Source organism: Pseudomonas frigoris, from assembly GCF_047758635.1.
Lineage (GTDB): Bacteria > Pseudomonadota > Gammaproteobacteria > Pseudomonadales > Pseudomonadaceae > Aquipseudomonas > Aquipseudomonas frigoris.
Genome location: NZ_CP180479.1, coordinates 5474475 through 5494887, shown reverse-complemented (window position 1 = coordinate 5494887; position 20413 = coordinate 5474475). Strand labels below are relative to the sequence as shown.

Sequence of the window (20413 nt, the reverse complement as noted above, 5' to 3'; positions counted from 1 at the left end):
TAAATTCCAAATAGCTATCAAGAACATGCATCAGATGAATGATCTGCGCCGTGTCGACCTCAATTTGCTGGTGATCCTCGACGCCTTGCTCAGCGAGCAACACGTGACCCGTGCCGCCGAGCGCTTGCACCTGAGTCAGCCGGCCGTCAGTCATGCCTTGGCGCGACTACGTGATCTGCTTGGCGATCCTTTACTGGTGCGGGCGGGCGCAAGTCTTGTACCAACCCCACGAGCCCTGGAGTTGATGGCACCTTTGGCCGAAGCCCTGGCTCAGGTGCAATCGCTGCTGGCACCGAATACTTTCGATCCGGCCACCGCCAAGCGCACGTTTCGACTGGCGATGTCCGACTATGGCGCTGCAATCGTCCTGCCGGGGTTGATACGGACCTTGCGCCGGGAAGCGCCGGGCATCGATCTGCAAATCAGCCATGCCAGCCGCGAAGGCATGCTCGAGGGGGTGCTCAACGGCGACATCGACGTGGCGGCAGGTGTCTTTCCAGAGTTGCCGAACGAGTTGCGCAGTACCCCGCTGTTCGAAGAGCACTACGCCTGTCTGGTCGACCGCAACAGCCTGCCCGCCGATGGCGTGCTCGACCTGCCGACCTACCTCGCCCGCCCCCATGTCCTGCTGGAAATGCGCGGCAGCGGCACCCCGGAAATCGAACGGGCCCTGACAGCCCTGCGTGAACGCCGTCGCGTGGCGATCAGCCTGCCGCACTGGAGCGTCGCCCCGGAGTTCATCAGCGGCACAGACCTGATCCTCACCGTCGCTTCCCGAGGGTTGCTCAATATCGATGAGCAGTCGTTGATTGTCGTCCCGCCGCCGTTTCACATTCCGTCGTTTGCGTTTGTGTTGGTTTGGCACAAGCGACGGGGCGGGGATCAGGCGTTGAACTGGTTGAATGGGCGGATTGAGGAGGGGATTGGACGCGGTTGATGACGCAATACTGTTCACTTAAACGTGGTATTTCAGGTATGCCTGCATTTGTGGCAAGGGGGCTTATCGGAATGCCACAGATTTCTCGCTCGCCTCAAGATTTTCTTAAGCGAACAGCATTGTGGTTGATGACGAGCATTTTGGTTTGAAAGCGGCGCATCAGCTGATGTTTGTCACCCACTTGCTTAAAACCGCTTTCATTTCTTTTGGACTCGCGAAATCACCGCTATCCGCTTCACTCAGCGCTTGCTGGATTTCGTCGAACATCAAGGCCTGGCGTGCTGAGTGTCTGTGCGATATGTCTGTTGTATGAAACGCATCGCTGTGTCTTTTGGTTTTAGGCTTTTCCACTGCTTTTACGCTCCAGATACCGTTGGTTCAGAAAATACCCTTGAGGAAATAAAATTGCTAACAGGCCTCAACCACCTGACCCTCGCCGTCACCAACTTGAACCGCAGCGTGGCGTTCTATCACGATCTGCTGCAACTTCAGCTTGAAACCACGTGGGACACCGGCGCCTATCTCTCGCTGCCGGGTCTGTGGTTGTGCCTTTCCCTCGATCCACTGCGCAACTCCGAATCCGCCGCCGATTACACCCATTTCGCCTTTAGCATTAACGCAACAGACTTCCCGCTCTTCGTCGAACGCCTGCGATCCGCCAACGTGCAGGAATGGCGCGACAACCGCAGTGAGGGCGCGTCCTTCTATTTCCTCGACTCGGACGGTCACAAGCTCGAAGCCCATGTCGGTAATCTCGAATCGCGTCTGGCAGCCTGTCGGCAGCGGCCCTATGCGGGAATGAAGTTCTTCGACGATCAGTAAGTCGGGTCCCGGAGACCTGAGATAGACTTGCGTGCATTCACCCCGGCTCAACAGGACTTCCAATGACCCCATCGCTGCTAATGGCTGTTCTCGCCTCGGGCTTTATCTACGGCATCACGCCGGGGCCGGGTGTGTTGGCGGTGTTCGGCATCGGTGCGGCGCGTGGTCGGCGGGCTGGGGCGGGGTTTCTCTGCGGGCATTTGCTGGGGGATGTGGTCTGGTGCAGCACTGCGCTGATCGCAATTGTTGGTGCACGGGAAATCGGCAGTACCGCGTTCGATGTGCTGGGTGTGCTCAGCGGGTTGTATCTGTTTTGGCTCGGTCTGCGTGCGGTTCGCGCTCGTCGCAGCAGTGTCGAAGCCCCTCAAGGCCCGGCGCGGCAGCCGTTCTGGCACGGCATTCTGTTTGGCCTGACCAATCCGAAGGCTTACCCGGTGGCGGTAGCGACTTTTACGGCGCTGCTGTCCAGTCGTGCCGAATTGCTGCACTGGTCGATGCTGCCGTGGCTGATTGTCCTGAGCTTCGTCGGTGGCCTCATGGCCTACGCTATCCTCATTGGCATTGTCGGTGCGCGGCAGGTGCGCATGTTGTACCAGCGCCATGAGCTGTTGATCACCCGGTTGTGTGGGGTGATGTTTATCGGATTCGCCATCAATGCCCTGGCGCATGCATTGCCGGGGCTGGTGACGAACAAGGCGTGAGGCTGATTGCAAGGAGGCGTCAGTTGTACTGATGGGTCAGGGAGGGTTCTTTATTGCTGCATTGGCCGGACACGCTCACCGCACTATGGCAACCAGAAATTCCGCGCCGTTGGCGAGCTTCATCGATCTCTTGCTGGACGCCGTCTGTGCGGTCGACAAACAAGGTCGCTTCGTATTTGTCAGCGCGGCGTGCGAGCGTATTTTCGGTTATACCCCCGAAGAGCTGATCGGCCAGCCGATGATCGACCTGGTGCATCCCGCCGATCGTCAGCGCACCCTCGATGCCGCGCGGGAGATCATGGGTGGCGACCCCAAGCTCAATTTCGAAAACCGCTACCTGCGTAAAGATGGCCGAGTGGCGCACATCCTCTGGTCGGCGCGCTGGTCGGAGGTCGACCAACTGCGCATCGCCGTGGCACGCGACATCACTGAGCGCAAGCAGGCCGAATCCCGACAAGCGGCGTTGTATGCGATTTCCGAAGCGGCCCACGCGGCGGAAGATTTACTGGCGCTGTTCAAACGCATCCATTTGATTATCGGAGAATGGCTGCCGGCGCTGAATTTCTCCGTGGCGCTGTATGACGAACACTGTGCACAGCTGAATTTCCCTTATCACGTGGACGACCTGGAGCTGCAACCTGAGCAGCCCGGAACGATCACCGGACGTCTCTGCGCCGAGGTGATTCGCAGCGGTCAGCCGATTCTACTGACCCCGGATCAGGACAATTTGCCGGAAGGGTTTGAGGCGCTGGTCGCGGGCCAGCATTCGCCTTGCTGGCTGGGTGTGCCGTTGAGTTCACAAAACGGCACCATCGGTGCGCTGATCGTTAAAAGCGTGCCCGGTGGTGAGCGCTACACCGAACAGGACAAGGAGCTGCTGCAATACGTTTGCGCCCAGGTCGCCACAGCGATTGAGCGCAAGCAATTGCATGCCAGACTGCAGCGCATGGCCCAGTACGACCAACTGACTCAACTGCCCAACCGAGAGTTACTCCGTGACCGGCTTAAAGACTCACTGACGCTGGCGCGGGCGGATTCCGGGCGTATGGCATTGCTGTATGTCGACCTCGACCGTTTCAAAGAAGTCAACGACACCCACGGCCATGCGGTCGGCGACATGCTGCTGCAAGCGGTCGCCAATCGGCTCAAAGGCTGCGTGCGCGAAACTGACACGGTGGCGCGCATTGGCGGTGACGAGTTCGTGGTGTTGTTGCACAGCATCCGCGCCTCGGAAGACGCCGACAGCGTGGCGGGAAAAATCCGACAGGTCCTGGCTCAACCCCTGCGTCTGGACGGCCACAGTCTGAGCATCCAGATGAGCATCGGCGTTGCGCGATACCCCGACCATGGCACTGAAGAAAAGCAGTTGTTCCGGCATGCCGATGAGGCCATGTACGCCGCCAAGCGCCAACATCACCAGCGCCTCGGGGCTTGAAAAATCTGCCACCGTTCGTCGCGGCGATATCAACTTTTCTAAACCTTTGCGGCGATCGAAATTCTGATTCTATGCGGGCTCCTGCTCGCAGCGATCATCACCAAGAGGTAGAGAATCATGCCTAATTCAAGAAACTCGAACTCGGGAAACTTCGCCAACGATCGAACGAAGGCGTCTGAAACCGGTCGCAAAGGTGGGAAAACTACCACCACGACTGTCGATAAAGACCCTGTGAAACCCGACATGGGCCGCAAAGGTGGTCAGAAATCGAAATAGCGGTGAAGGTAGTTTTGATTGAGAGGCGGGAGCGTAAGCTCCCGTTTGAATTTTTTACGAGGAGGGCGCGACCATGAGCTGGATGGCCACCCGATTACGCAATACCAGTTTTGCTATGTTACTGGGCCTGTGTGCCAGCAGTGCCTTTGCCCAGTCCCCCGCCGAATTCATCAACGAGGCATCGGCCAAAGGCATGGCCGATATCGAAGCCAGCCGCCTGGCGCATCAGAAAACCGAATCCAAAGAGGTCAAGGACTACACCATCGTCGTTATCAACGACCGCACCACCGCCAACCAGCATTTGGCGAAAATCGCCAAGCAACTGGATTTACCGGTGGCCCCGCGCGAAGAGGTCGTTGATAAAGCCAAAGCCTTGATGCCGGACGTGAAGGACGGCGCGAGCTTCGACCAGGCCTACGCGGCCAGCCAGGTGAAAACCACCCAGGAAGCCATCGAACAGCTTCAACAGGAAGCGCAGACCACCGACGTGCCTGAAATCAAAGCCTTCGCCGAAGAAATGTTGCCAAAACTGCAGAACCATCTGCAAATGGCCAAGGCGCTGCAAGCCAGTCGATAGCTGTCAGGTTGCGCGGGTGACCTCGGGCCGCCCGCGATCCTCCAATCAGCTTTCATTCAAATCCTGCTTACCTTTTTCCTGGACGACGGTGCCGTCCAGGGAAATCGTTTCGCCCTCGCCAAGTTTCCGATACTGCTTTCTCAGCGCTTCCAGCTGCTTTAGGTCCAATGCCTCAAGCCCCAGCATCGCGTTCTGCGCCTCCTTCGTCACCCGCAGCAACTCATCGACCTTCAAATGCAAAATGTCCGTGTCGCGGTTCTGGGTGTTCTGGATCAGGAACACCATCAGGAAGGTGATGATGGTGGTCGACGTATTGATGATCAGCTGCCAGGTGTCGTTGAAGTGAAAAATCGGCCCACTCAGACCCCACAGAAAAATCAGAATGATCGCCCCCATGAACGTCTTGGGGCTGCCCGCCCACAGGGCAAGTTTCTGAGCGACTTTTGCGAATTTCATTGCCGTGTTCCTTATAGGGATGCGCCTGATTTTCAGACAGCGACGGCGTGTTGGAAATTCTAATTACATTTTCATATCCAATAAAAAACCGGCCCTTGAGGCTAATGTCAGTCAGTTAAGCCGCGATCCGTAGTTGCTACGGATTACATTGCAGCTTAACTGACTGGCATTTGCCCTTGAGGCCGGTTTTTTAGGCGTCCATTCACTCCGCCAACTTCACGTCCACCGACCAACTGAAGTACCCCAATGCCTCGCAACTTTTATTGATCAACATGAATTTCAGTTCGCACGACGCCACCCCAGCCGCCAATTGCGTGCAGTGCCAGTAATGATCATCGGCCGTATGGCTGCCCGGTTGGGTTGGGTTTTCGGGGTCGGGTGCGGGGACTGTCAGGTCTGTGTGGACCACCAGTTCAGGCGGTGAAAGGACCCCGGCATTACCTACATGTATCTCGTAGAACACCACGCTGTGTTCGGCGAGCAAGCTGACGGTCCTGCCACGGATTTGGAAGTTCTTTCCGTTATTGGCGGTAAGCGTCATTAAGCTGTCATTAATTGTACTTTGTGTTGGTTTTGTGCCGCTGATGGCAAAGATGAAGCCTTCTTCAATCTCGGTCGGGTTTTGCGGCTCAACACTGGGTTGTGGATAACGTGAAAGCAGTGATTCGGCATCGACGATCAGCAGCACATTATTGGCTGGCGCGATACTCGCCGAGGGGGAGGCAATCGGTTCGGAAGTCATCATGGATTCCTTTCATGATGTTGATTCAAGACGGCAGCCGCATCGGTTCAAGCAAGGCATCCCGTCCCGGCCGAAGCGGCAACGAACTCGGTAGACCCCTCGTCGCCAAGGGGCCTGGTCATCGTCAGTTACGGATGGTAATGAACGGATCCCACGAGCAGCAGCCTACGATCCTGCAGTCGCGATCAACGATCAGGAAATGGAAGTGGTAGGTCACGCTACCGCACGAAAGTGTTTCCGAAGACCAGTAATGGTTATCAACTTTCTGGCAGCTTGGAACCGACGGGTTGCTGGTGTTGGGAACGGCAACGCACGCTGTAGCCTTGCGGGGCGTGGGTGTGGAGATCAACTCGTTGCCGACGTTGCCAACAAACTTGTAGAAAATCACTGCAGTCTCGAAACTCTGCGACAGACTGGTTTCACGCCAGCGAATCAAGTCGCCTACCTGGGCTTTCAAGTTGAGTTCGCCACCGGCCTGGCCGCTGACCACGTTGTTCTGATTGGTCACCATGTACACATGATTGACGTCGATTAACGTCGGCGCGGCAGGGTTTTTGCTGATGTTCGGGTAGTTTTTCAGAATGGTTTCAGTGTCGATTGAAACAAGTACATCCGTGACTCGAGACATAGTAAAGCTCCTTGTTCATAGTGAATGCCTGGCATCTTCCAGGCACAACAACGCTTGCTTGCCTTACGGCCGTTGCGAACACACTACGGGCGGAACCCACCTGTCACGGGCATGAGCTGGCCTTGCTCCTTGCGTGCAAACTAACGGGTTCGGGTTCCTTCCGACGGGCCGCGATAGGACTATAGATGTGAATTTTAGGCTGTCAAAATTGCTTGGCTTCTAGTTCGACGAACGGTCGATTTGGTTATGACTTCAGAAGATTTTGCGATAAAAATGCTCATTCAAATCCTCTTTGTGCGTTTGGTCCCGTGGGTATGGCAACGAGGGGTTGGGTTACCTGACACCTTTCGCCATAGGTCGGATAGGGCAGAGCGCACCGGTCGAGGTATCGTAGCGAACCGGTTTTCCGCCTCTTGCTACAACAACGCACCGACAGGAGAACGCAATGAGTTGGTCCGCCAAACAATACGTCGCCTTTGAAGATGAACGCACACGCCCCGCGCGTGACCTGCTGGCCGCGATCCCTGCTGTGGACGCGCGCTCGGCAATCGACATCGGTTGCGGCCCCGGTAATTCGACCGAGTTGTTGGTTGAGCGCTTCGCCAATGCCACGGTACGTGGCTTGGACAGTTCGACCGATATGATCGACGCCGCCCGCAAGCGCTTGCCGCAGGTGCAATTCGATACGGCTGATATTGATACCTGGAACGAAAACGGCCCGTTTGATGTGATTTTCGCTAACGCGGTGTTGCAGTGGGTTCCCGACCACGCGAAGTTGCTACCTGCACTGGCGAGCAAGCTGGCCCCTGGTGGCAGCCTGGCGATCCAGATGCCGGACAATCTCAACGAACCTTCGCATCGCTTGATGCGCGAAGTTGCAGCCGATGGCCCATGGGTTGGCAAACTGGCGGGCGCCGCCGGGCAGCGGACAGAGATGGCAGACGCCAGTGGTTATTACTCGATGCTGCGAGCCCACTGTTCCCGTGTCGATGTGTGGCGCACGACTTACCATCATCCACTGGCTGGCGGCGCGTCTGGTGTGGTCGAGTGGTTCAAGGGCAGCGGTTTGCGGCCGTTTCTCGATCCGCTGGATGCGGCGGAGCGGGCGCAGTATCTCAAGCAGTATCAAGCGGCAATCGAACTGGCCTATCCGCCGTTGGCCGATGGTTCAGTGCTGCTGCCGTTCCCACGGTTGTTTATCGTTGCGACGCGCTGATGCGTTAATGAAAAAGGGACAGATCCCGCTCTTTTCGTCTGTCCCTTTCGCGTACCAATGGCCGAGAATTCCGTCGTAGCTAGGCGTCAATCAGCTGATCAATCAAAACCGCGTTGCTATAGATCAAGCTTCCATCACTCGCGCGATGCCCGACCAGATGGAACTGACCACGTTCGTTGTGTATATAGACGCGCATCTGGCAGTCGGACAAGGGGGCGTATCCCTCCGGCAATTGCAACTCCAGTGTGTCCATGTCGACATCCACCATGGCTTCACGCTCATGGGTCTTCTGCAGGCGTTCTTCTGCTTGCTCCAGACCCAGATGGAGGGGGCCATCGACGTAAAAATGGATTTCACCCATCGGGGTCGACTTTTGTTCTCCGTTGACTTTGCACCAGCCTTCGATCGTCAAGGCACTCATGACGAAATCTCCGTTGTGGACGGCTGGACGCTATCGCCCTTGGCCGTCTTGTCTGACCGCTATACATAGGCGAGGATCTTTGCGGGCGCTTTTAGCCGATCTTTGCCTTCCGTAATCAGACCTAATTATAGCTGGCAACCGGACCTCGCTTGCTCGACGTGTCGTCCAGACGAGATGTGTTGCTGAATAGTTACAGCTATATATAGCGAATAGGTTTCAAGTAATGAAGTTGGTGCTGAGGTTGGAATATCCAGGCAACACGGCTTTTCAGGAAAAGCGCTTGTTCCGGCCATGAACTATACTTCCTGCGGACTTTGCCACGAAGATAGGTGGTATTTGTCTAGCCTGTTTTGGCGTCAGATTAGTATTGATTTGACGATGTTGTTCTGTGGCGATGCTTATGCATACCGATGAGTAACAGGAATAGGATGAAAGCAAAATGGCAATGGCAATTATTCTTGTACTAATCGTTATTGCATCTGTGCTGTTCCATATACTTGCGCCTTGGCATGCGACACCGGCAGCTTCCAACTGGGGGTCAATAGACACCACCCTGTTCATCACCCTGATCATTAGCGGAATATTTTTCATCGCCGTCACCCTCTTCATGGCGGTGGCCGTGATACGTTTCCGTCACAAGGAAGGTGCCAGGGCGGCCTACCAGCCAGAAAATAAAAAGTTGGAAACATGGTTAATTATCGTGACCTCGGTAGGTATTGCCGCGATGTTGGCGCCAGGTCTGGTTGTTTACAGTGACTTTGTCCGGGTGCCGAATAATGCTTATGAACTTGAAGTGGTCGCCCAGCAGTGGCAGTGGGCCTTTCGTTTTCCCGGCCAGGACGGGAAACTGGGCAAGTCGGATATTAAGTTTGTTGATTCCGTCAATCCCTTTGGCCTTGACCCCAAGGATCCTGTTGGGCAAGACGATGTACTTATAATAAACAATGAAGTTCGCCTTCCGCTCGATAAGCCGGTAAAAGTTTTACTGCGCTCTAAAGATGTGCTGCACGATTTCTATGTACCACAAATGCGCAGCAAGATGGACATGGTGCCAGGGATGGTGTCGTACTTTTGGTTTACACCGACTAAAACCGGAAAGTATGAAGTCCTTTGCGCTGAATATTGTGGCGTAGGTCATTACAACATGCGCGGTCATATGATCGTGGAGGAACAGGACGCCTTCGATCAATGGCTGAACAGCCAACCGACTTTTGCGCAGACATTAACGACAGCTGCCAAGCCCAGTCGGGACAGCGTGCTGGAAAAAGGTCGGCTGTTGGTCGAAAAATACGGCTGCGGTGCCTGCCATAGCCAGGATGGCAGTGCCAGTCTCGGCCCGGGATGGAAGGGTCTGTACGGCCGCACTGAACAGTTTGCCGATGGCACCAGTGCGCTGGTCGATGAGGCCTACGTGAAAGAGTCGATCCTCGATCCGAAGGCCCGACTGGTACAGGGCTACCCGCCAGTCATGGTGGCCTATACTCTCACTGACGATGAGCTGGGCGCACTTGTAGCCCTGATCAAATCACTGGGTGCCGCGCAGCAAGACAATGAACCTTCTGCCAGCGAAGCGTCGGGCCCAGGTGACGACTTGGCGGCGCAGGGACAGCGGCTGGCTCAGTCGCTCGGCTGCCTGGCCTGCCACAGTGTCGATGGCAGCAAGGGTGTCGGCCCTAGTTGGCAGGGCCTGTATGGCAAGACAGAAGCCCTTGCCGACGGTACGAGTATCAAGGCCGACGAGGGCTATATAAAAGATTCGGTTCTTAATCCCGGAGCCAAAATCGTCAAGGGCTATGCAGCCGTCATGCCGCCCTTTACTCCGAGCGACAAGGACCTGAACGCACTGATCGCTTTTATCAAATCCAAAGCGAATGCCGACGCTGATGCGAGCAAGGCGGAGCCAGGGAAGTAGCCGTAAAGCAGCCAGGAATGCACCGAAACTTCGAACCGGAGGATGACGTGATGGCCTATGCGGAGCAAGCCGAAACAGAAGCACTGCATGAACCCAAAAGTTTCCTGACCAAATATATCTGGAGTCAGGACCACAAGGTCATAGCCATTCAATATTCCTTGACGGCTCTGTTCGTGGGGCTTATCGCCATCGTGTTGTCTGACTTGATGCGCATACAGATAGGCTTCCCCGGTAGTTTGGCGTTCATGGACGCCAGTACTTACTATCAGGCGATGACCATGCACGGCATGATCATGGTCATTTATTTGCTGACGGCCTTGTTTCTGGGGGGCTTCGGCAATTATCTGATCCCGCTGATGGTGGGCGCCCGCGACATGGTCTTCCCCTATGTCAACATGCTGAGTTACTGGTTCTACCTGCTGGCGGTACTCGTGCTGCTCTCCAGTTTCTTTGTCCCTGGCGGCCCCACCGGTGCGGGCTGGACGCTCTATCCGCCACAGTCCATTTCTCAGGGGACACCGGGGGTCGAGTGGGGCATCGTCCTGATGCTCGTCTCACTGGCGATTTTCATTGTCGCAGCCACCATGGGCGGGTTGAACTACGTCACCACGGTATTGCAGGCGCGCACGCACGGCATGACATTGTTTCGCATGCCGCTTTCCGTATGGGGAATCTTCATGGCCTCGATCATGGCCTTGCTGGCGTTCCCGGCGTTGTTCGTCAGTGCGGTCATGATGCTGTTTGACAAGCTGTTGGGCACCAGCTTCTTTATGCCGGCGATGATCTCGCTGGGGCAGCAGCTCGATCACCAGGGTGGCAGCCCGATCTTATTCCAGCACCTGTTCTGGTTCTTCGGCCACCCGGAGGTCTACATCGTTGCTCTCCCGGCGTTTGGTCTGGTCTCCGATTTGATCAGCACGCATGCGCGTAAAAATATCTTCGGCTACCGAATGATGGTGTGGGCCATTATTGCGATTGGCGTACTCAGCTTTGTGGTCTGGGCGCACCATATGTATGTCAGCGGAATGAACCCGTACTTTGGCTTTTTCTTCGCCGTCACCACCTTGGTCATCGCGGTGCCGACGGCGCTGAAAGTCTACAACTGGGTGCTGACCCTGTGGCGCGGCGACATCCATCTGACCGTGCCGATGCTGTTTGCCCTGGCCTTTATCGTCACCTTCCTGGTCGGCGGTCTGACCGGGTTGTTTCTGGGCAATGTGATCGTGGATATTCCGCTCTCGGACACCTATTTCGTCGTAGCCCATTTTCATATGGTCATGGGGGTTGCACCGGTACTGGTGGTGTTCGGTGGCATTTATCATTGGTTCCCGAAAGTCACCGGGCGCATGTTGAACGACACCCTGGGCAAGTTGCATTTCTGGATTACCTTTCTGGGCACCTACGCCATCTTCTTCCCCATGCACTACCTGGGTTTCCAGGGCATGCCACGTCGCTACTACGCCTATGAAAACTACGCGTTCATCCCGCAGTCGGCGCAAGAGTTGAATGCCTTCATTACGGTGATCGCATTGACCGTCGGCGTTTCCCAGTTGCTGTTCCTGTTTAACCTGGCCTGGAGTGTGTTTAAGGGCAGGCCCGCAGGCAGTAATCCCTGGGGCGCGGCCAGTCTGGAATGGCAAACGCCGAACACCCCGCCGATACACGGTAACTGGGGAGCGAAGCTGCCGGTCGTGCATCGCTGGGCCTATGACTACAGTGTGCCGGGGATAGAACAGGATTTCGTTCCGCAAACAATCTCCGCCGAGGAGCTGGAGCACATGCGGCAACTGAGTGCCGGAACCAAGATAGCGGACGTTAAAACATGAGCCGAATGCTATTGAGAAACGCCGATGGCGCTGACCCCGGCGGCAGTTGGAGTCGCGATCCTGAAGGTATTCAGGCCGCCGCTGATAGAAGCAAAACTGCAAGAATAGGCCTGCGCTTGTTTCTGGCCGTGGTGAGTTCGTTATTCTTTCTCTTCCTGCTCGCCTTTATCGCCCGCTCACAAATGGCCGACTGGCTACCCCTGACAGACCCCTTGGCCCCGTTAGCCAATCCATGGCCGCTGTGGGTGAATTCGGCTTTTCTGGTATTCAGTTGCATCGCACTGCAGTGGTCGCGCATGGCCGCGCGACAGGCTCGACTGGACGCAACGGTCATTGGCTTTGTATTGGGGGGCGTATTTGCAATTGCCTTTCTGGTGGGACAATTCTGGGTCTGGCAGCAGTTTGTCGCCTGGGGCTACTTTGTCGCCAGCAATCCGGCCAACAGCTTCTTCTACCTGTTGACCGGTGTGCATGGGCTCCACCTGCTGGGCGGGTTGATCGCCTGGGGCAGAACCGTCGCCAAATTCCTGCGTCATGTGCCGTTGCCGCAACTCAGCGCCAGCGTAGAGCTGTGTGCCATCTATTGGCATTACTTACTGGGTCTTTGGTTCGTGCTATTCGCTCTGCTGACCAGCACGCCGCAAACCTATGAAGCCATCGCCAGATTCTGCGGCCTGAGGTGAAAAGCCATGGCATCGCATTCACCCGCCCCAGGCGAGTCCAGTTCATCCAATCCACCCAGCTTGCCGCCTACAGCAGGATGGCAGGGGATCGCCAGCGACTGGTCCTCGGATAAGGAGGCTTTCAAGCAGGTCCCTTGGGGCAAGGCGATGATGTGGATATTCCTGCTCAGCGATACGTTTATATTCACCTGTTTTTTAACCGGCTACATGTCGGTACGCATGACCATCACTACCGCCTGGCCGAACCCCAGTGAAGTGTTCGCATTGACGATCGGCGGTAGAGAAATCCCGCTTATTCTGATCGCCATCATGACCTTTGTGCTGATCAGCAGCAGTGGCACCATGGCCATGGCAGTCAATTTCGCCTATCGCCGTGATCGTGCGAAAACCACTGCCCTGATGCTGGCGACCGCTGCCTTGGGTGTGACCTTCGTCAGCATGCAGGCATTCGAATGGAGCAAGCTCATCGCAGAAGGGGTGCGTCCTTGGGGGAACCCTATGGGGGCGGCGCAATTTGGTGCCAGCTTTTTCATGATTACCGGTTTCCACGGACTGCATGTGTCAATCGGCGCCATCTACCTCAGCATTGTGGCGATGAAAGTATTGCGGGGAGATTATGAGCGCTCCGGAAACTATCAGAACGTCGAGATAGCCGGGCTTTACTGGCACTTCGTGGATCTGGTGTGGGTGTTTATTTTTGCTTTCTTCTATTTATGGTAGAGGAGCACGGGTGATGGCACATGCTCAGGGTCAGCAACATCCGATCAGCTTGTACCTTAAAATCTGGGGGCTGTTGTTCGTCCTCAGTACGATGTCGTATCTGGTCGACTACTTTCACTTCCATGGTTACCTTCGTTGGGCCCTGATTATTACTTTCATGTTGTTGAAGGCAGGTTTAATTGTCTCCATCTTCATGCATATGGCCTGGGAACGGTTGGCCATGGTCTACGCCATACTGGTGCCACCGTTGTGTTTGCTGGTACTCGTCGGACTGATGGCCACCGAGGCGGACTATGTTTTCCTCAGCCGGGTCATTTCCTTCGGCCAATAAGCAGCTTCCGGATGGCCTTCAGTCTCCAGGGGCTAACCCGATATCACTCGCTTGAACTGATGCCATTTGTGCTGCCAGGCGACTGTCCAGTGGGGGGCTGCCGTTCCCGTACCGGCGATCTCCAGCATTGGATGATGTTCGATAACCCCGTCCAATACCGACTCCTGATTCGGCTCGACATCTACGAAGAAAATATGTTTTCCCTCTGCTACCACCTGTTTAAAACTGCGGAAGTGAGTGTTTGGCACCTGGATACCAAAAAAACCGCCTTCCCAGATGCAGAAGCCACATACAACAATGGCAAGAAAGATGAAAGGCATCCAGCCTGCGGCGGATTCGGTCCAGCCCAGCCAATAGGCGCCGCCAAGAACCAGCGCCGCGAGTGGCACACCGATCACTGCACCAATTTCGCCAGAGTGGACAACATCCTGTTCCATTAACGAGTTAACTTCGTGAAGGTGATGTTGTTCAACATCGGCAACGTGCTCACTGAGCACATGAATTTGTTCGGAATTGATGCCGCTGGCTTCCAGCTCATTTTCAACGGCTTCAAGATCGTCGAGATTGTTGCTGATGTAATAGTGTCGATTCATGCCAAACCTCCCATCTCGTGCTTGCCGTAGACCTCCTTTGTCTTGCAGCTGCCAGTCGAGATTTACAGTCGGTATCAGTACCCGTGGGCAACGCAGTACGCTTCATTCAAACCATAAAAAAGTATAGCACTGCATATCATTCAGGCATGGTGACGGGATGCATGCGGTCTGATGCTCCCGGCAGGTTCCCCGGCACCCCAAATCCTGGACACAAAAAAACCGGTCACAACGGACCGGTTTTTGTGTTCCTGCATCTCCCGTCAAAACCCGCCTGACGTGAGATCAAATTCGATTGGAGCGGGTGAAGGGAATCGAACCCTCGTTATCAGCTTGGGAAGCTGGAGTAATGCCATTATACGACACCCGCTCAGAGCGGCTGACTTTGTACCAGATGTGGGCGTGGAAATGAAGTTTTTCTTTGCGTGGGACGGCTTTAGCGCAGGTGAAACAAGACACAGACCGGGTGGCGGTCTATCGCGGGCAAGCCTTGCTCCTACAGGAATGCATTCAACACTGTAGGGCGGGGCTGCTCGCGATGACGCTGTTTCAGATGGCCAATGCATGTTGGTCCTGGACGTAGTGATAACGCGGTCGACTTTCGTGTTGCGAAGGTTTCAGAAAGCCCAGCAATGCGTTGCGGCTATCTCGGCAAGCAGCTTTGTGTTCCATGTCGAGAAAGTGGCCGGTGGCCTGCAGGGTGGTGAAAGTAGCGTGTTGCACATGGTTGGCGAACAGTTGCGCGCCGTCGGCAGCGGTGTACTCGTCCCATTCGCCGTTCATGAACAGCACCGGCACGTTGATTTTCTCCGCGGCTTTGAAGAAGCACTGGCGATCACTGTGCAGCAGATCGCTGATGTGGAAGTGCATCTGTCCGTACTCATGCTCGGCCAGGGAACTGACGTGCCGATAATTGAAGCGCTTGAACAGTGTCGGCAGGTGTTTGCCGATGGTGCTGTTCACCAGGTTGCCGACCCGGTCACCGTCCCGGCTGCCGAGGTAATCGATGCCGCGCTCGAGGTAGTCGAGCATGTGCGCGTTGATCTCCGGAGAGAACGAGCTGATCACGGCTTTCTCGATGCGTCGTGGCTGGTGGGCCAGGGCGACCAGGGTCGCGGCGCCACCCCAGGAAAACGACAGCACGTGTTCGGCGGCGAAGTGGTCGATCAGCTCCAGGAGGATCTGCCCTTCGATTTCCTTGGTCAGCAATTTCTCGTGCAGGTTGTGGGCTTTCGACTTGCCCGCGTAGGGCTGGTCGTAGCAAACCACATTGAACTGCGGGTGAAGGTTTTTCACGGTTTGTGCAAACGACGCAGTCGTGGCCATCGAGCCGTTGACCAGAATAATGGTCTTCTCTGCGGCGTCTGCGCGATAGAACTCCGTGTAAACCCGATACTGACCCTGTATATCCAGCACAGCGATTTCTGGCCTCATGTCATAAGACTCCTAGCAAGCGGGTATGCGTGCAAATCAGATTGCACGAGCTTTGTGACAGGTAGGCATGCGCCTGGAATTTGAGAGGCCCATGTCGATCCATTGCAGTCCGGTCGACGGGTATTGTTATTGGCGGGCAGTCTGCCGGGGGAAGGCGGAACCTGAGGGTTCTCTACCGGCAAAAAGTTTCTTAGAAGTATGTTGTGACTCGTCGGTCACATTTCGGCCGACGTCCTGATTCAAGCAGGGGTCACGTCATCGCGCAAGTATCTTTGGCAAATTGTTCGACAACTTCTGCTGAGCGGTCGCCTGCTTAGATCAATTGAATCTCTTCGGTGCGTAATGCGCGGTACTCGCCCGGTTTCAGGGCACTGTCGAGCACCAGCGGGCCCATGCTTTCACGGTGCAGGCGCAGCACCTTGTTGTCGAAATGGCCGAACATCCGCTTCACCTGGTGATAACGGCCCTCGACGATGCTCAGTCGTGCGGAGTTTGGCCCGAGTACGGCCAGCTCGGCGGGTTGGGTGGTGAGGTCTTCGAAGGCGAAGTACAGGCCTTCGGTGAATTTCAAAGCGTATTCCGGGCCAATCTCTTGCTCAGTCTCTACGTAGTAGACCTTGGGCAGTTTGGTTTGCGGCTGGGTCAGGCGTCGCGACCAGCCGCCATCATTGGTGATCAGCATCAGGCCGGTGGTGTTGAAGTCCAGGCGCCCGGCGATGTGCAGGTCCTCCTTGTCCGGTTCATGGATCAGGTCGAGCACGGTCGGGTGTTGCGGATCGCGGGTGGCACTGACGCAGCCGGGCGGCTTGTGCAGCATGAAGTAGCGTGCAGGCTTGCCGACTTGCAGCTGCTCATCGTCGACTTCCACGCGGCTGAATTCCAGTACGTCGGCGTGAGGGTCGCTGACGACTTTTCCGTCGATCCTGACGCGCTTTCCCACCAGCAACAGACGCACCTGCTTACGGTTGAAACGCGGCAGGTTGCTGAGGAAACGGTCAATGCGCATGACGAGGGATCGGTAGGAAAGGGGCGCGTATCTTACGTGATCGGTTGCGCGGTTGCTTACAGCTGCGCCTCGACTTGCGCGCAGCGTGGGCACAAACAGGATTTGTCGCGCAGTTCGGGCGGCAGTGCTTCGAGCACTGCCGGGTCGATGCTGACGCCGTAGCACCAGCAGGCCCGATCGGCGGTTCGCGGGTCGGCCAGAGTGCAGTCGTTGGAGGCGCCGCAGGCCGGGCAGAAATCTGGCTTATTCATTTAGGGTTATGCATAACTGGAGTGAGGCATTTCCACGCAGGTGCGGTTACGGCCGGCTTGCTTGGCCCGGTACATCGCATGATCCGCTCTCGAGAGCAGCGTGTGCAAGGTGTCATCGGTCTGCAGGGTGGTCAGGCCGATGCTCACGGTCAGCTGCAAGGCCTTATCGTTGTAGGCATAACGCTGTTGCTCGACATGCTGACGAATTTTCTCGGCGACCATCAGACCGGTCTCACCATCAGTGTCCTTGAGCAGCACGATAAATTCCTCCCCGCCCCAACGGCAGACGATGTCGGAGTGCCGCAGGCAACTCTCCAGATCCCGTGCAAAGCCGATCAGCACCTGATCGCCGGCAAGGTGACCGTAGGTGTCGTTCAAAACCTTGAAGTGGTCCAGATCCAGCAGCAACGCGGTCAGCGGTTTGGGCTCGCGCTGGGCTTCGTGCATGGCTTGCGCCGCCAACAGGTCGAAACCGCGTCGGTTCGGCAACTCGGTCAGGCTGTCGAGGATCGCCTGGGCCTGGATCTTGCCCTGGTAGCGCTTGATCACCCGGTTGAGCAGGGCCAGCACAATCAGCGTGACGATCAGGCAGATCAAGAGGTTGAGGTACAGCGACTGGCGGATTTCACTGAGGGCACCGTCTTCGCGTTTGTCGACGAACAAGTACCAGTTCAGCTCCGGAATGAAACGCACATTGAGGAAATGTCCCTGGCCCCGGACGGAATATTCGTAGCTACCGCTGTGAGGTTTGGGCAGTTGGCTGACCAGGTCCTTCATGCTGTCGAGCTCGCCGAGGGTCCGCCCGATCCGCGCGCCTTCCGGGCCACCCTCGGCGCCCGTAAGCGCCAGGCGCCCGAAGTTGTCGACGAAAAACACGCTGCGTTGATAACGCTGCTGGTACTTGTCGATCAGCTTGATCACCGCATCGACTGTCAGACCGACGCCAGCCGCGCCAATGAAACGGTTGTTGTAGTCGTAGACCTTGTAGTTGATGAAGAAGGTCAGGTTGTCCTTGTTGGCAAGGTCCGGGTCGACATTGATTTCGTAGGGATCGGCCATGTCTCGTACGCGGAAATACCATGCATCGCGGGGTTCAGTGGCTTTGACCTGTTTGAGTACGCCCTTGGCGTGGTAGTAGGTGAGGCTGGTGTTGGAGACGAAAAATGCGGTGTAGGCCCCGTAGTGGGTCATGACCTCGTTGAGGTAGCGGGTCATTTTCTCGGGGTCGTTTTCGCCGTTTACCACCCAGTCACGCATGAAGGTGTCGCGGGACATCATCGAGGAAATCAGGATCGGTCTGACGAGGTCTTTCTGGATTTCCGAGTAGACCGTGTCCGACGTCAACGGCAGTTCGGTGTTGATGATGTTGTCGCGGATCGACGCTCGCGAGGCGTAGTAACTGAGGAAAGACGTGGCGAGAAAACCTGCACCCAGCAGCGCGATCAGCGTGAGGACCAACGAACGTTGCGAATACAGCGGCGAGCGAAGCGGCATGACGATTCCGTTGGCAGTGACCCGATGGCAGGCATTCTAATGGCACCGCCGGGAAATAACTGCTCTATGTGCAGCGCGAATGATTGTTCACACACGCCATGCAAGATGCCCCCGGACCCTGTGGGAGCAAGCTCGCTCCCACAGGTTCCTGCGTGCTGTCAGACAAGACTTTTCAGATATGCACGCCACCCACCCAAGTGACTGATATCCACCGCTCCCTCCAACCCATACGCCTCACAAATAAACCCGCTCTCCCAACGCCCATCCGCCAATTGAACCTTGCCCAATCCCAACGGTGCCGGTATTCCGGTCAAAAACGAGCCCAACTCACGGCTCGGCAATTCCCAAACCTCCACTGCAATCGCCACACCCCCGTCCTTCACGCGAACCATCCCGGGACGAAACGGCGGGCCGCCAGCCAGGGCATACAGTTGATAGTCCGGCGAGCTGAACGTCGTCTCGACCCGTCGAGCCCCGCGCTGCTTGAGCTGCCAGTTCAGCGCCAGCCCATCCAGATGCGCACCACACACCACCAACCGCGCCCGGTCATTGCGTGCGGCAGCCGACGGAACCGGTGTTGCCAAACCTTGCTGGCGCTGCAAGGCATCCGCCACGCTCAACAAATACTGATCAGTAAACGCCCGCCCGAACAACGTCACGCCCCAAGGCAAACCATTGCCCATGAAACCGCTGGGCACGGCGACGGCGGCGTAATCGAGCAGGTTCATGAAGTTGGTGTAGTAGCCCAGTTCCGAATTGCGCAGCACCGGTTCGGCATCCAGTTCCGCCCGCGTGACGGGGCGGCCGATGGTGGGTGTGAGCACGCAGTCGAGGCCTTCCAGCGCCTGGTCGCACAGGGCTTTCAGCGCTTGCAGCCGGTACTGGGCGCGGAAGGTTTGCACGCCGTTCACCGCTGGAGCCTTGGCCAGCACCGCGCGAATCACCGGTAGCACAGCTTCTGGATTTTTCTCCATCAACTCACCGGCCACGCTGTAGCGCTCAGCCACCCACGGCCCTTCATACAGCAACCGCGCCGCTTCGAGAAATGGCGACAAATCCAGTTCCACGGCTTCACCGCCCAAAGCCTTGAGCTGATCGATGGCATCACCAAACAACAACGGGCCTTCAGGGCAGCCGAAGAACTTCAGATCCTGAGCACGCGGCACGCCGAAGCGGAAGGGGCGAGGTGCACCAAACGCCGAGCCGTCATTCCACAACGGATTGCTACGGCTGTATTCATCGCGGGGATCAATGTGCGCAGTGAGCGCGAGCAACTGACTGGCTTCCCGAGCAGTCGCGGTGAACGTGGTCACGCAATCGAGGGTGCGGCAGGCCGGAACCACACCGGCCGTGGAGATCAACCCTTTGGTGGCTTTCAACCCCACCAGATTGTTCAGCGCCGCCGGCACGCGCCCGGAACCCGCCGTGTCAGTGCCCAGGGAAAAACTCGCCACGCCGAGCGCCACCGCCAGCGAAGAGCCGGCGCTGGAGCCGCCCGACGGATACTCCGGCAACACGCTGTTCGGGCACGCGCCATACGGTGAGCGACTGCCGTTAAGCCCGGTGGCGAATTGATCAAGATTGGTCTTGCCCAACGGAATCGCACCCAGCGCCAGCAATTGCTCGACGATGGTCGCCGAACGTTCCGGCACGTAGGCAAACGCCGGGCACGCCGCGGTCGTCGGAATGCCCGCCAGGTCGATGTTGTCCTTGATCGCGAACGGCACGCCGAACAGCGGCAAGCTGTCGGGGTCGCGACCGTCGAGCGCGGCAAGGTACGGTTCCAGTTCTTCAACACTGAGCAAGTGGATGAACAGGTGATAATCCGGGTTCAGCGCAGCGGCTTTGTCGCGCAGGTTCAGGAGCAGTTGCCGAGGTGTGATGCTGGCGTCGCGATAGGCGTTGCGCAGGGCATCGAGTTGCAGATTGATGTTCATCGCGTTAATCCTTTTCAA

General features: G+C 56.7%; 23 protein-coding genes and 1 tRNA gene. 12 read left to right on the top strand and 12 right to left on the bottom strand.

Annotation, left to right across the window (positions count from 1 at the left end; all coding sequences use genetic code 11):
- Positions 1-25: 25 nt before the first annotated feature.
- On the top strand, positions 26-937 hold the full coding sequence (locus ACMXYH_RS25260) for a LysR substrate-binding domain-containing protein (RefSeq protein ID WP_415765308.1): 912 nt from the start codon (positions 26-28) through the stop codon (positions 935-937).
- 159 nt (positions 938-1096) lie between these two features.
- On the opposite strand, the gene ACMXYH_RS25255 is transcribed toward ACMXYH_RS25260, so the two are convergent.
- On the bottom strand, positions 1097-1288 hold the full coding sequence (locus tag ACMXYH_RS25255) for a hypothetical protein (RefSeq protein ID WP_415765307.1): 192 nt from the start codon (positions 1286-1288) through the stop codon (positions 1097-1099).
- Between the two features lie 54 nt (positions 1289-1342).
- Here ACMXYH_RS25255 and fos point away from each other — a divergent pair, with 54 nt between their 5' ends.
- The 5 genes from fos to ACMXYH_RS25230 all read left to right on the top strand — a co-directional run bounded on the left by fos (position 1343) and on the right by ACMXYH_RS25230 (position 4748).
- Positions 1343-1759: a fosfomycin resistance glutathione transferase gene (gene fos / locus ACMXYH_RS25250; protein ID WP_415765306.1), complete on the top strand. Its 417-nt coding sequence runs from the start codon at positions 1343-1345 to the stop codon at positions 1757-1759.
- Positions 1760-1821: 62 nt separating this feature from the next.
- On the top strand, positions 1822-2460 hold the full coding sequence (locus tag ACMXYH_RS25245) for a LysE family translocator (RefSeq protein ID WP_129441883.1): 639 nt from the start codon (positions 1822-1824) through the stop codon (positions 2458-2460).
- 85 nt (positions 2461-2545) lie between these two features.
- A complete protein-coding gene (locus ACMXYH_RS25240) occupies positions 2546-3895 on the top strand; it encodes a sensor domain-containing protein (RefSeq protein WP_129441884.1) in 1350 nt (449 codons plus the stop codon).
- Between the two features lie 117 nt (positions 3896-4012).
- Positions 4013-4171, top strand: coding sequence for a KGG domain-containing protein (locus tag ACMXYH_RS25235; RefSeq protein ID WP_129441885.1), 159 nt, complete (start codon positions 4013-4015; stop codon positions 4169-4171).
- 73 nt (positions 4172-4244) lie between these two features.
- Positions 4245-4748: a DUF4142 domain-containing protein gene (locus ACMXYH_RS25230; RefSeq protein WP_415765305.1), complete on the top strand. Its 504-nt coding sequence runs from the start codon at positions 4245-4247 to the stop codon at positions 4746-4748.
- Between the two features lie 45 nt (positions 4749-4793).
- Here the strand turns inward: ACMXYH_RS25230 and ACMXYH_RS25225 are convergent, their stop codons facing one another.
- The 3 genes from ACMXYH_RS25225 to ACMXYH_RS25215 form a co-directional block, all read right to left on the bottom strand.
- Complete coding sequence (locus tag ACMXYH_RS25225; protein ID WP_134418853.1) at positions 4794-5204, bottom strand: low affinity iron permease family protein; 411 nt, start codon at positions 5202-5204, stop codon at positions 4794-4796.
- A 202-nt stretch (positions 5205-5406) separates the two neighbouring features.
- Complete coding sequence (locus ACMXYH_RS25220) at positions 5407-5946, bottom strand: AidA/PixA family protein (protein ID WP_415767750.1); 540 nt, start codon at positions 5944-5946, stop codon at positions 5407-5409.
- 124 nt (positions 5947-6070) lie between these two features.
- Positions 6071-6574, bottom strand: coding sequence for an inclusion body family protein (locus ACMXYH_RS25215; RefSeq protein ID WP_415765304.1), 504 nt, complete (start codon positions 6572-6574; stop codon positions 6071-6073).
- 445 nt (positions 6575-7019) lie between these two features.
- Between ACMXYH_RS25215 and tam the strand changes: the two genes are divergently transcribed.
- Complete coding sequence (gene tam / locus ACMXYH_RS25210; RefSeq protein WP_134418854.1) at positions 7020-7790, top strand: trans-aconitate 2-methyltransferase; 771 nt, start codon at positions 7020-7022, stop codon at positions 7788-7790.
- Positions 7791-7869: 79 nt separating this feature from the next.
- Here tam and ACMXYH_RS25205 read toward each other — a convergent pair whose 3' ends face one another.
- Positions 7870-8211, bottom strand: coding sequence for a hypothetical protein (locus tag ACMXYH_RS25205; RefSeq protein WP_129441891.1), 342 nt, complete (start codon positions 8209-8211; stop codon positions 7870-7872).
- Positions 8212-8650: 439 nt separating this feature from the next.
- Here ACMXYH_RS25205 and ACMXYH_RS25200 point away from each other — a divergent pair, with 439 nt between their 5' ends.
- Genes ACMXYH_RS25200 through ACMXYH_RS25180 form a run of 5 tightly spaced genes read left to right on the top strand, consistent with a single transcriptional unit; the run spans position 8651 to position 13683 of the window.
- On the top strand, positions 8651-10123 hold the full coding sequence (locus ACMXYH_RS25200) for a c-type cytochrome (protein WP_415765303.1): 1473 nt from the start codon (positions 8651-8653) through the stop codon (positions 10121-10123).
- 50 nt (positions 10124-10173) lie between these two features.
- Positions 10174-11949 (top strand): cytochrome c oxidase subunit I, encoded by a 1776-nt coding sequence (ctaD, locus tag ACMXYH_RS25195; RefSeq protein WP_415767749.1) that lies wholly within the window; start codon positions 10174-10176, stop codon positions 11947-11949.
- On the top strand, positions 11946-12632 hold the full coding sequence (locus ACMXYH_RS25190) for a cytochrome c oxidase subunit 3 (RefSeq protein ID WP_415765302.1): 687 nt from the start codon (positions 11946-11948) through the stop codon (positions 12630-12632). Before ctaD ends, ACMXYH_RS25190 begins: the two co-directional genes overlap by 4 nt.
- A gap of 6 nt (positions 12633-12638) precedes the next feature.
- On the top strand, positions 12639-13352 hold the full coding sequence (locus ACMXYH_RS25185; protein WP_415765300.1) for a heme-copper oxidase subunit III family protein: 714 nt from the start codon (positions 12639-12641) through the stop codon (positions 13350-13352).
- A 13-nt stretch (positions 13353-13365) separates the two neighbouring features.
- A complete protein-coding gene (locus tag ACMXYH_RS25180; protein ID WP_033061398.1) occupies positions 13366-13683 on the top strand; it encodes a cytochrome C oxidase subunit IV family protein in 318 nt (105 codons plus the stop codon).
- A gap of 32 nt (positions 13684-13715) precedes the next feature.
- Here ACMXYH_RS25180 and ACMXYH_RS25175 read toward each other — a convergent pair whose 3' ends face one another.
- The 7 genes from ACMXYH_RS25175 to atzF all read right to left on the bottom strand — a co-directional run bounded on the left by ACMXYH_RS25175 (position 13716) and on the right by atzF (position 20395).
- Entirely contained in the window at positions 13716-14276 is a 561-nt protein-coding gene (locus ACMXYH_RS25175) for a magnesium transporter (RefSeq protein ID WP_129441895.1), read from the bottom strand.
- Positions 14277-14569: 293 nt separating this feature from the next.
- Positions 14570-14643, bottom strand: a tRNA-Gly gene (locus ACMXYH_RS25170).
- Positions 14644-14822: 179 nt separating this feature from the next.
- A complete protein-coding gene (locus ACMXYH_RS25165; RefSeq protein ID WP_129441896.1) occupies positions 14823-15707 on the bottom strand; it encodes an alpha/beta fold hydrolase in 885 nt (294 codons plus the stop codon).
- A 313-nt stretch (positions 15708-16020) separates the two neighbouring features.
- Positions 16021-16713, bottom strand: a complete 693-nt coding sequence (locus tag ACMXYH_RS25160) for a pseudouridine synthase (RefSeq protein ID WP_415765299.1) — start codon at positions 16711-16713, stop codon at positions 16021-16023.
- A gap of 56 nt (positions 16714-16769) precedes the next feature.
- Complete coding sequence (locus tag ACMXYH_RS25155) at positions 16770-16964, bottom strand: cysteine-rich CWC family protein (protein ID WP_008153014.1); 195 nt, start codon at positions 16962-16964, stop codon at positions 16770-16772.
- Positions 16965-16970: 6 nt separating this feature from the next.
- On the bottom strand, positions 16971-18458 hold the full coding sequence (locus ACMXYH_RS25150) for a sensor domain-containing diguanylate cyclase (protein ID WP_415765298.1): 1488 nt from the start codon (positions 18456-18458) through the stop codon (positions 16971-16973).
- Positions 18459-18616: 158 nt separating this feature from the next.
- Positions 18617-20395, bottom strand: coding sequence for an allophanate hydrolase (gene atzF / locus ACMXYH_RS25145; RefSeq protein ID WP_415765297.1), 1779 nt, complete (start codon positions 20393-20395; stop codon positions 18617-18619).
- Positions 20396-20413 lie beyond the last annotated feature (18 nt).

Bases quoted from the DNA above. Each gene is read 5' to 3' on its own strand.
- ACMXYH_RS25235 (WP_129441885.1), top strand. From the start codon at position 4,013: ATGCCTAATTCAAGAAACTCGAACTCGGGAAACTTCGCCAACGATCGA.
- ACMXYH_RS25175 (WP_129441895.1), bottom strand. From the start codon at position 14,276: ATGAATCGACACTATTACATCAGCAACAATCTCGACGATCTTGAAGCC.
- atzF (WP_415765297.1), bottom strand. From the start codon at position 20,395: ATGAACATCAATCTGCAACTCGATGCCCTGCGCAACGCCTATCGCGAC.
- ACMXYH_RS25225 (WP_134418853.1), bottom strand. From the start codon at position 5,204: ATGAAATTCGCAAAAGTCGCTCAGAAACTTGCCCTGTGGGCGGGCAGC.
- ACMXYH_RS25240 (WP_129441884.1), top strand. From the start codon at position 2,546: ATGGCAACCAGAAATTCCGCGCCGTTGGCGAGCTTCATCGATCTCTTG.
- ACMXYH_RS25185 (WP_415765300.1), top strand. From the start codon at position 12,639: ATGGCATCGCATTCACCCGCCCCAGGCGAGTCCAGTTCATCCAATCCA.
- tam (WP_134418854.1), top strand. From the start codon at position 7,020: ATGAGTTGGTCCGCCAAACAATACGTCGCCTTTGAAGATGAACGCACA.
- ACMXYH_RS25200 (WP_415765303.1), top strand. From the start codon at position 8,651: ATGGCAATGGCAATTATTCTTGTACTAATCGTTATTGCATCTGTGCTG.
- ACMXYH_RS25245 (WP_129441883.1), top strand. From the start codon at position 1,822: ATGACCCCATCGCTGCTAATGGCTGTTCTCGCCTCGGGCTTTATCTAC.
- ACMXYH_RS25220 (WP_415767750.1), bottom strand. From the start codon at position 5,946: ATGACTTCCGAACCGATTGCCTCCCCCTCGGCGAGTATCGCGCCAGCC.
- ACMXYH_RS25215 (WP_415765304.1), bottom strand. From the start codon at position 6,574: ATGTCTCGAGTCACGGATGTACTTGTTTCAATCGACACTGAAACCATT.
- ACMXYH_RS25205 (WP_129441891.1), bottom strand. From the start codon at position 8,211: ATGAGTGCCTTGACGATCGAAGGCTGGTGCAAAGTCAACGGAGAACAA.
- ACMXYH_RS25165 (WP_129441896.1), bottom strand. From the start codon at position 15,707: ATGAGGCCAGAAATCGCTGTGCTGGATATACAGGGTCAGTATCGGGTT.
- ctaD (WP_415767749.1), top strand. From the start codon at position 10,174: ATGGCCTATGCGGAGCAAGCCGAAACAGAAGCACTGCATGAACCCAAA.
- ACMXYH_RS25190 (WP_415765302.1), top strand. From the start codon at position 11,946: ATGAGCCGAATGCTATTGAGAAACGCCGATGGCGCTGACCCCGGCGGC.
- ACMXYH_RS25160 (WP_415765299.1), bottom strand. From the start codon at position 16,713: ATGCGCATTGACCGTTTCCTCAGCAACCTGCCGCGTTTCAACCGTAAG.
- ACMXYH_RS25155 (WP_008153014.1), bottom strand. From the start codon at position 16,964: ATGAATAAGCCAGATTTCTGCCCGGCCTGCGGCGCCTCCAACGACTGC.
- ACMXYH_RS25260 (WP_415765308.1), top strand. From the start codon at position 26: ATGCATCAGATGAATGATCTGCGCCGTGTCGACCTCAATTTGCTGGTG.
- ACMXYH_RS25180 (WP_033061398.1), top strand. From the start codon at position 13,366: ATGGCACATGCTCAGGGTCAGCAACATCCGATCAGCTTGTACCTTAAA.
- ACMXYH_RS25230 (WP_415765305.1), top strand. From the start codon at position 4,245: ATGAGCTGGATGGCCACCCGATTACGCAATACCAGTTTTGCTATGTTA.
- ACMXYH_RS25150 (WP_415765298.1), bottom strand. From the start codon at position 18,458: ATGCCGCTTCGCTCGCCGCTGTATTCGCAACGTTCGTTGGTCCTCACG.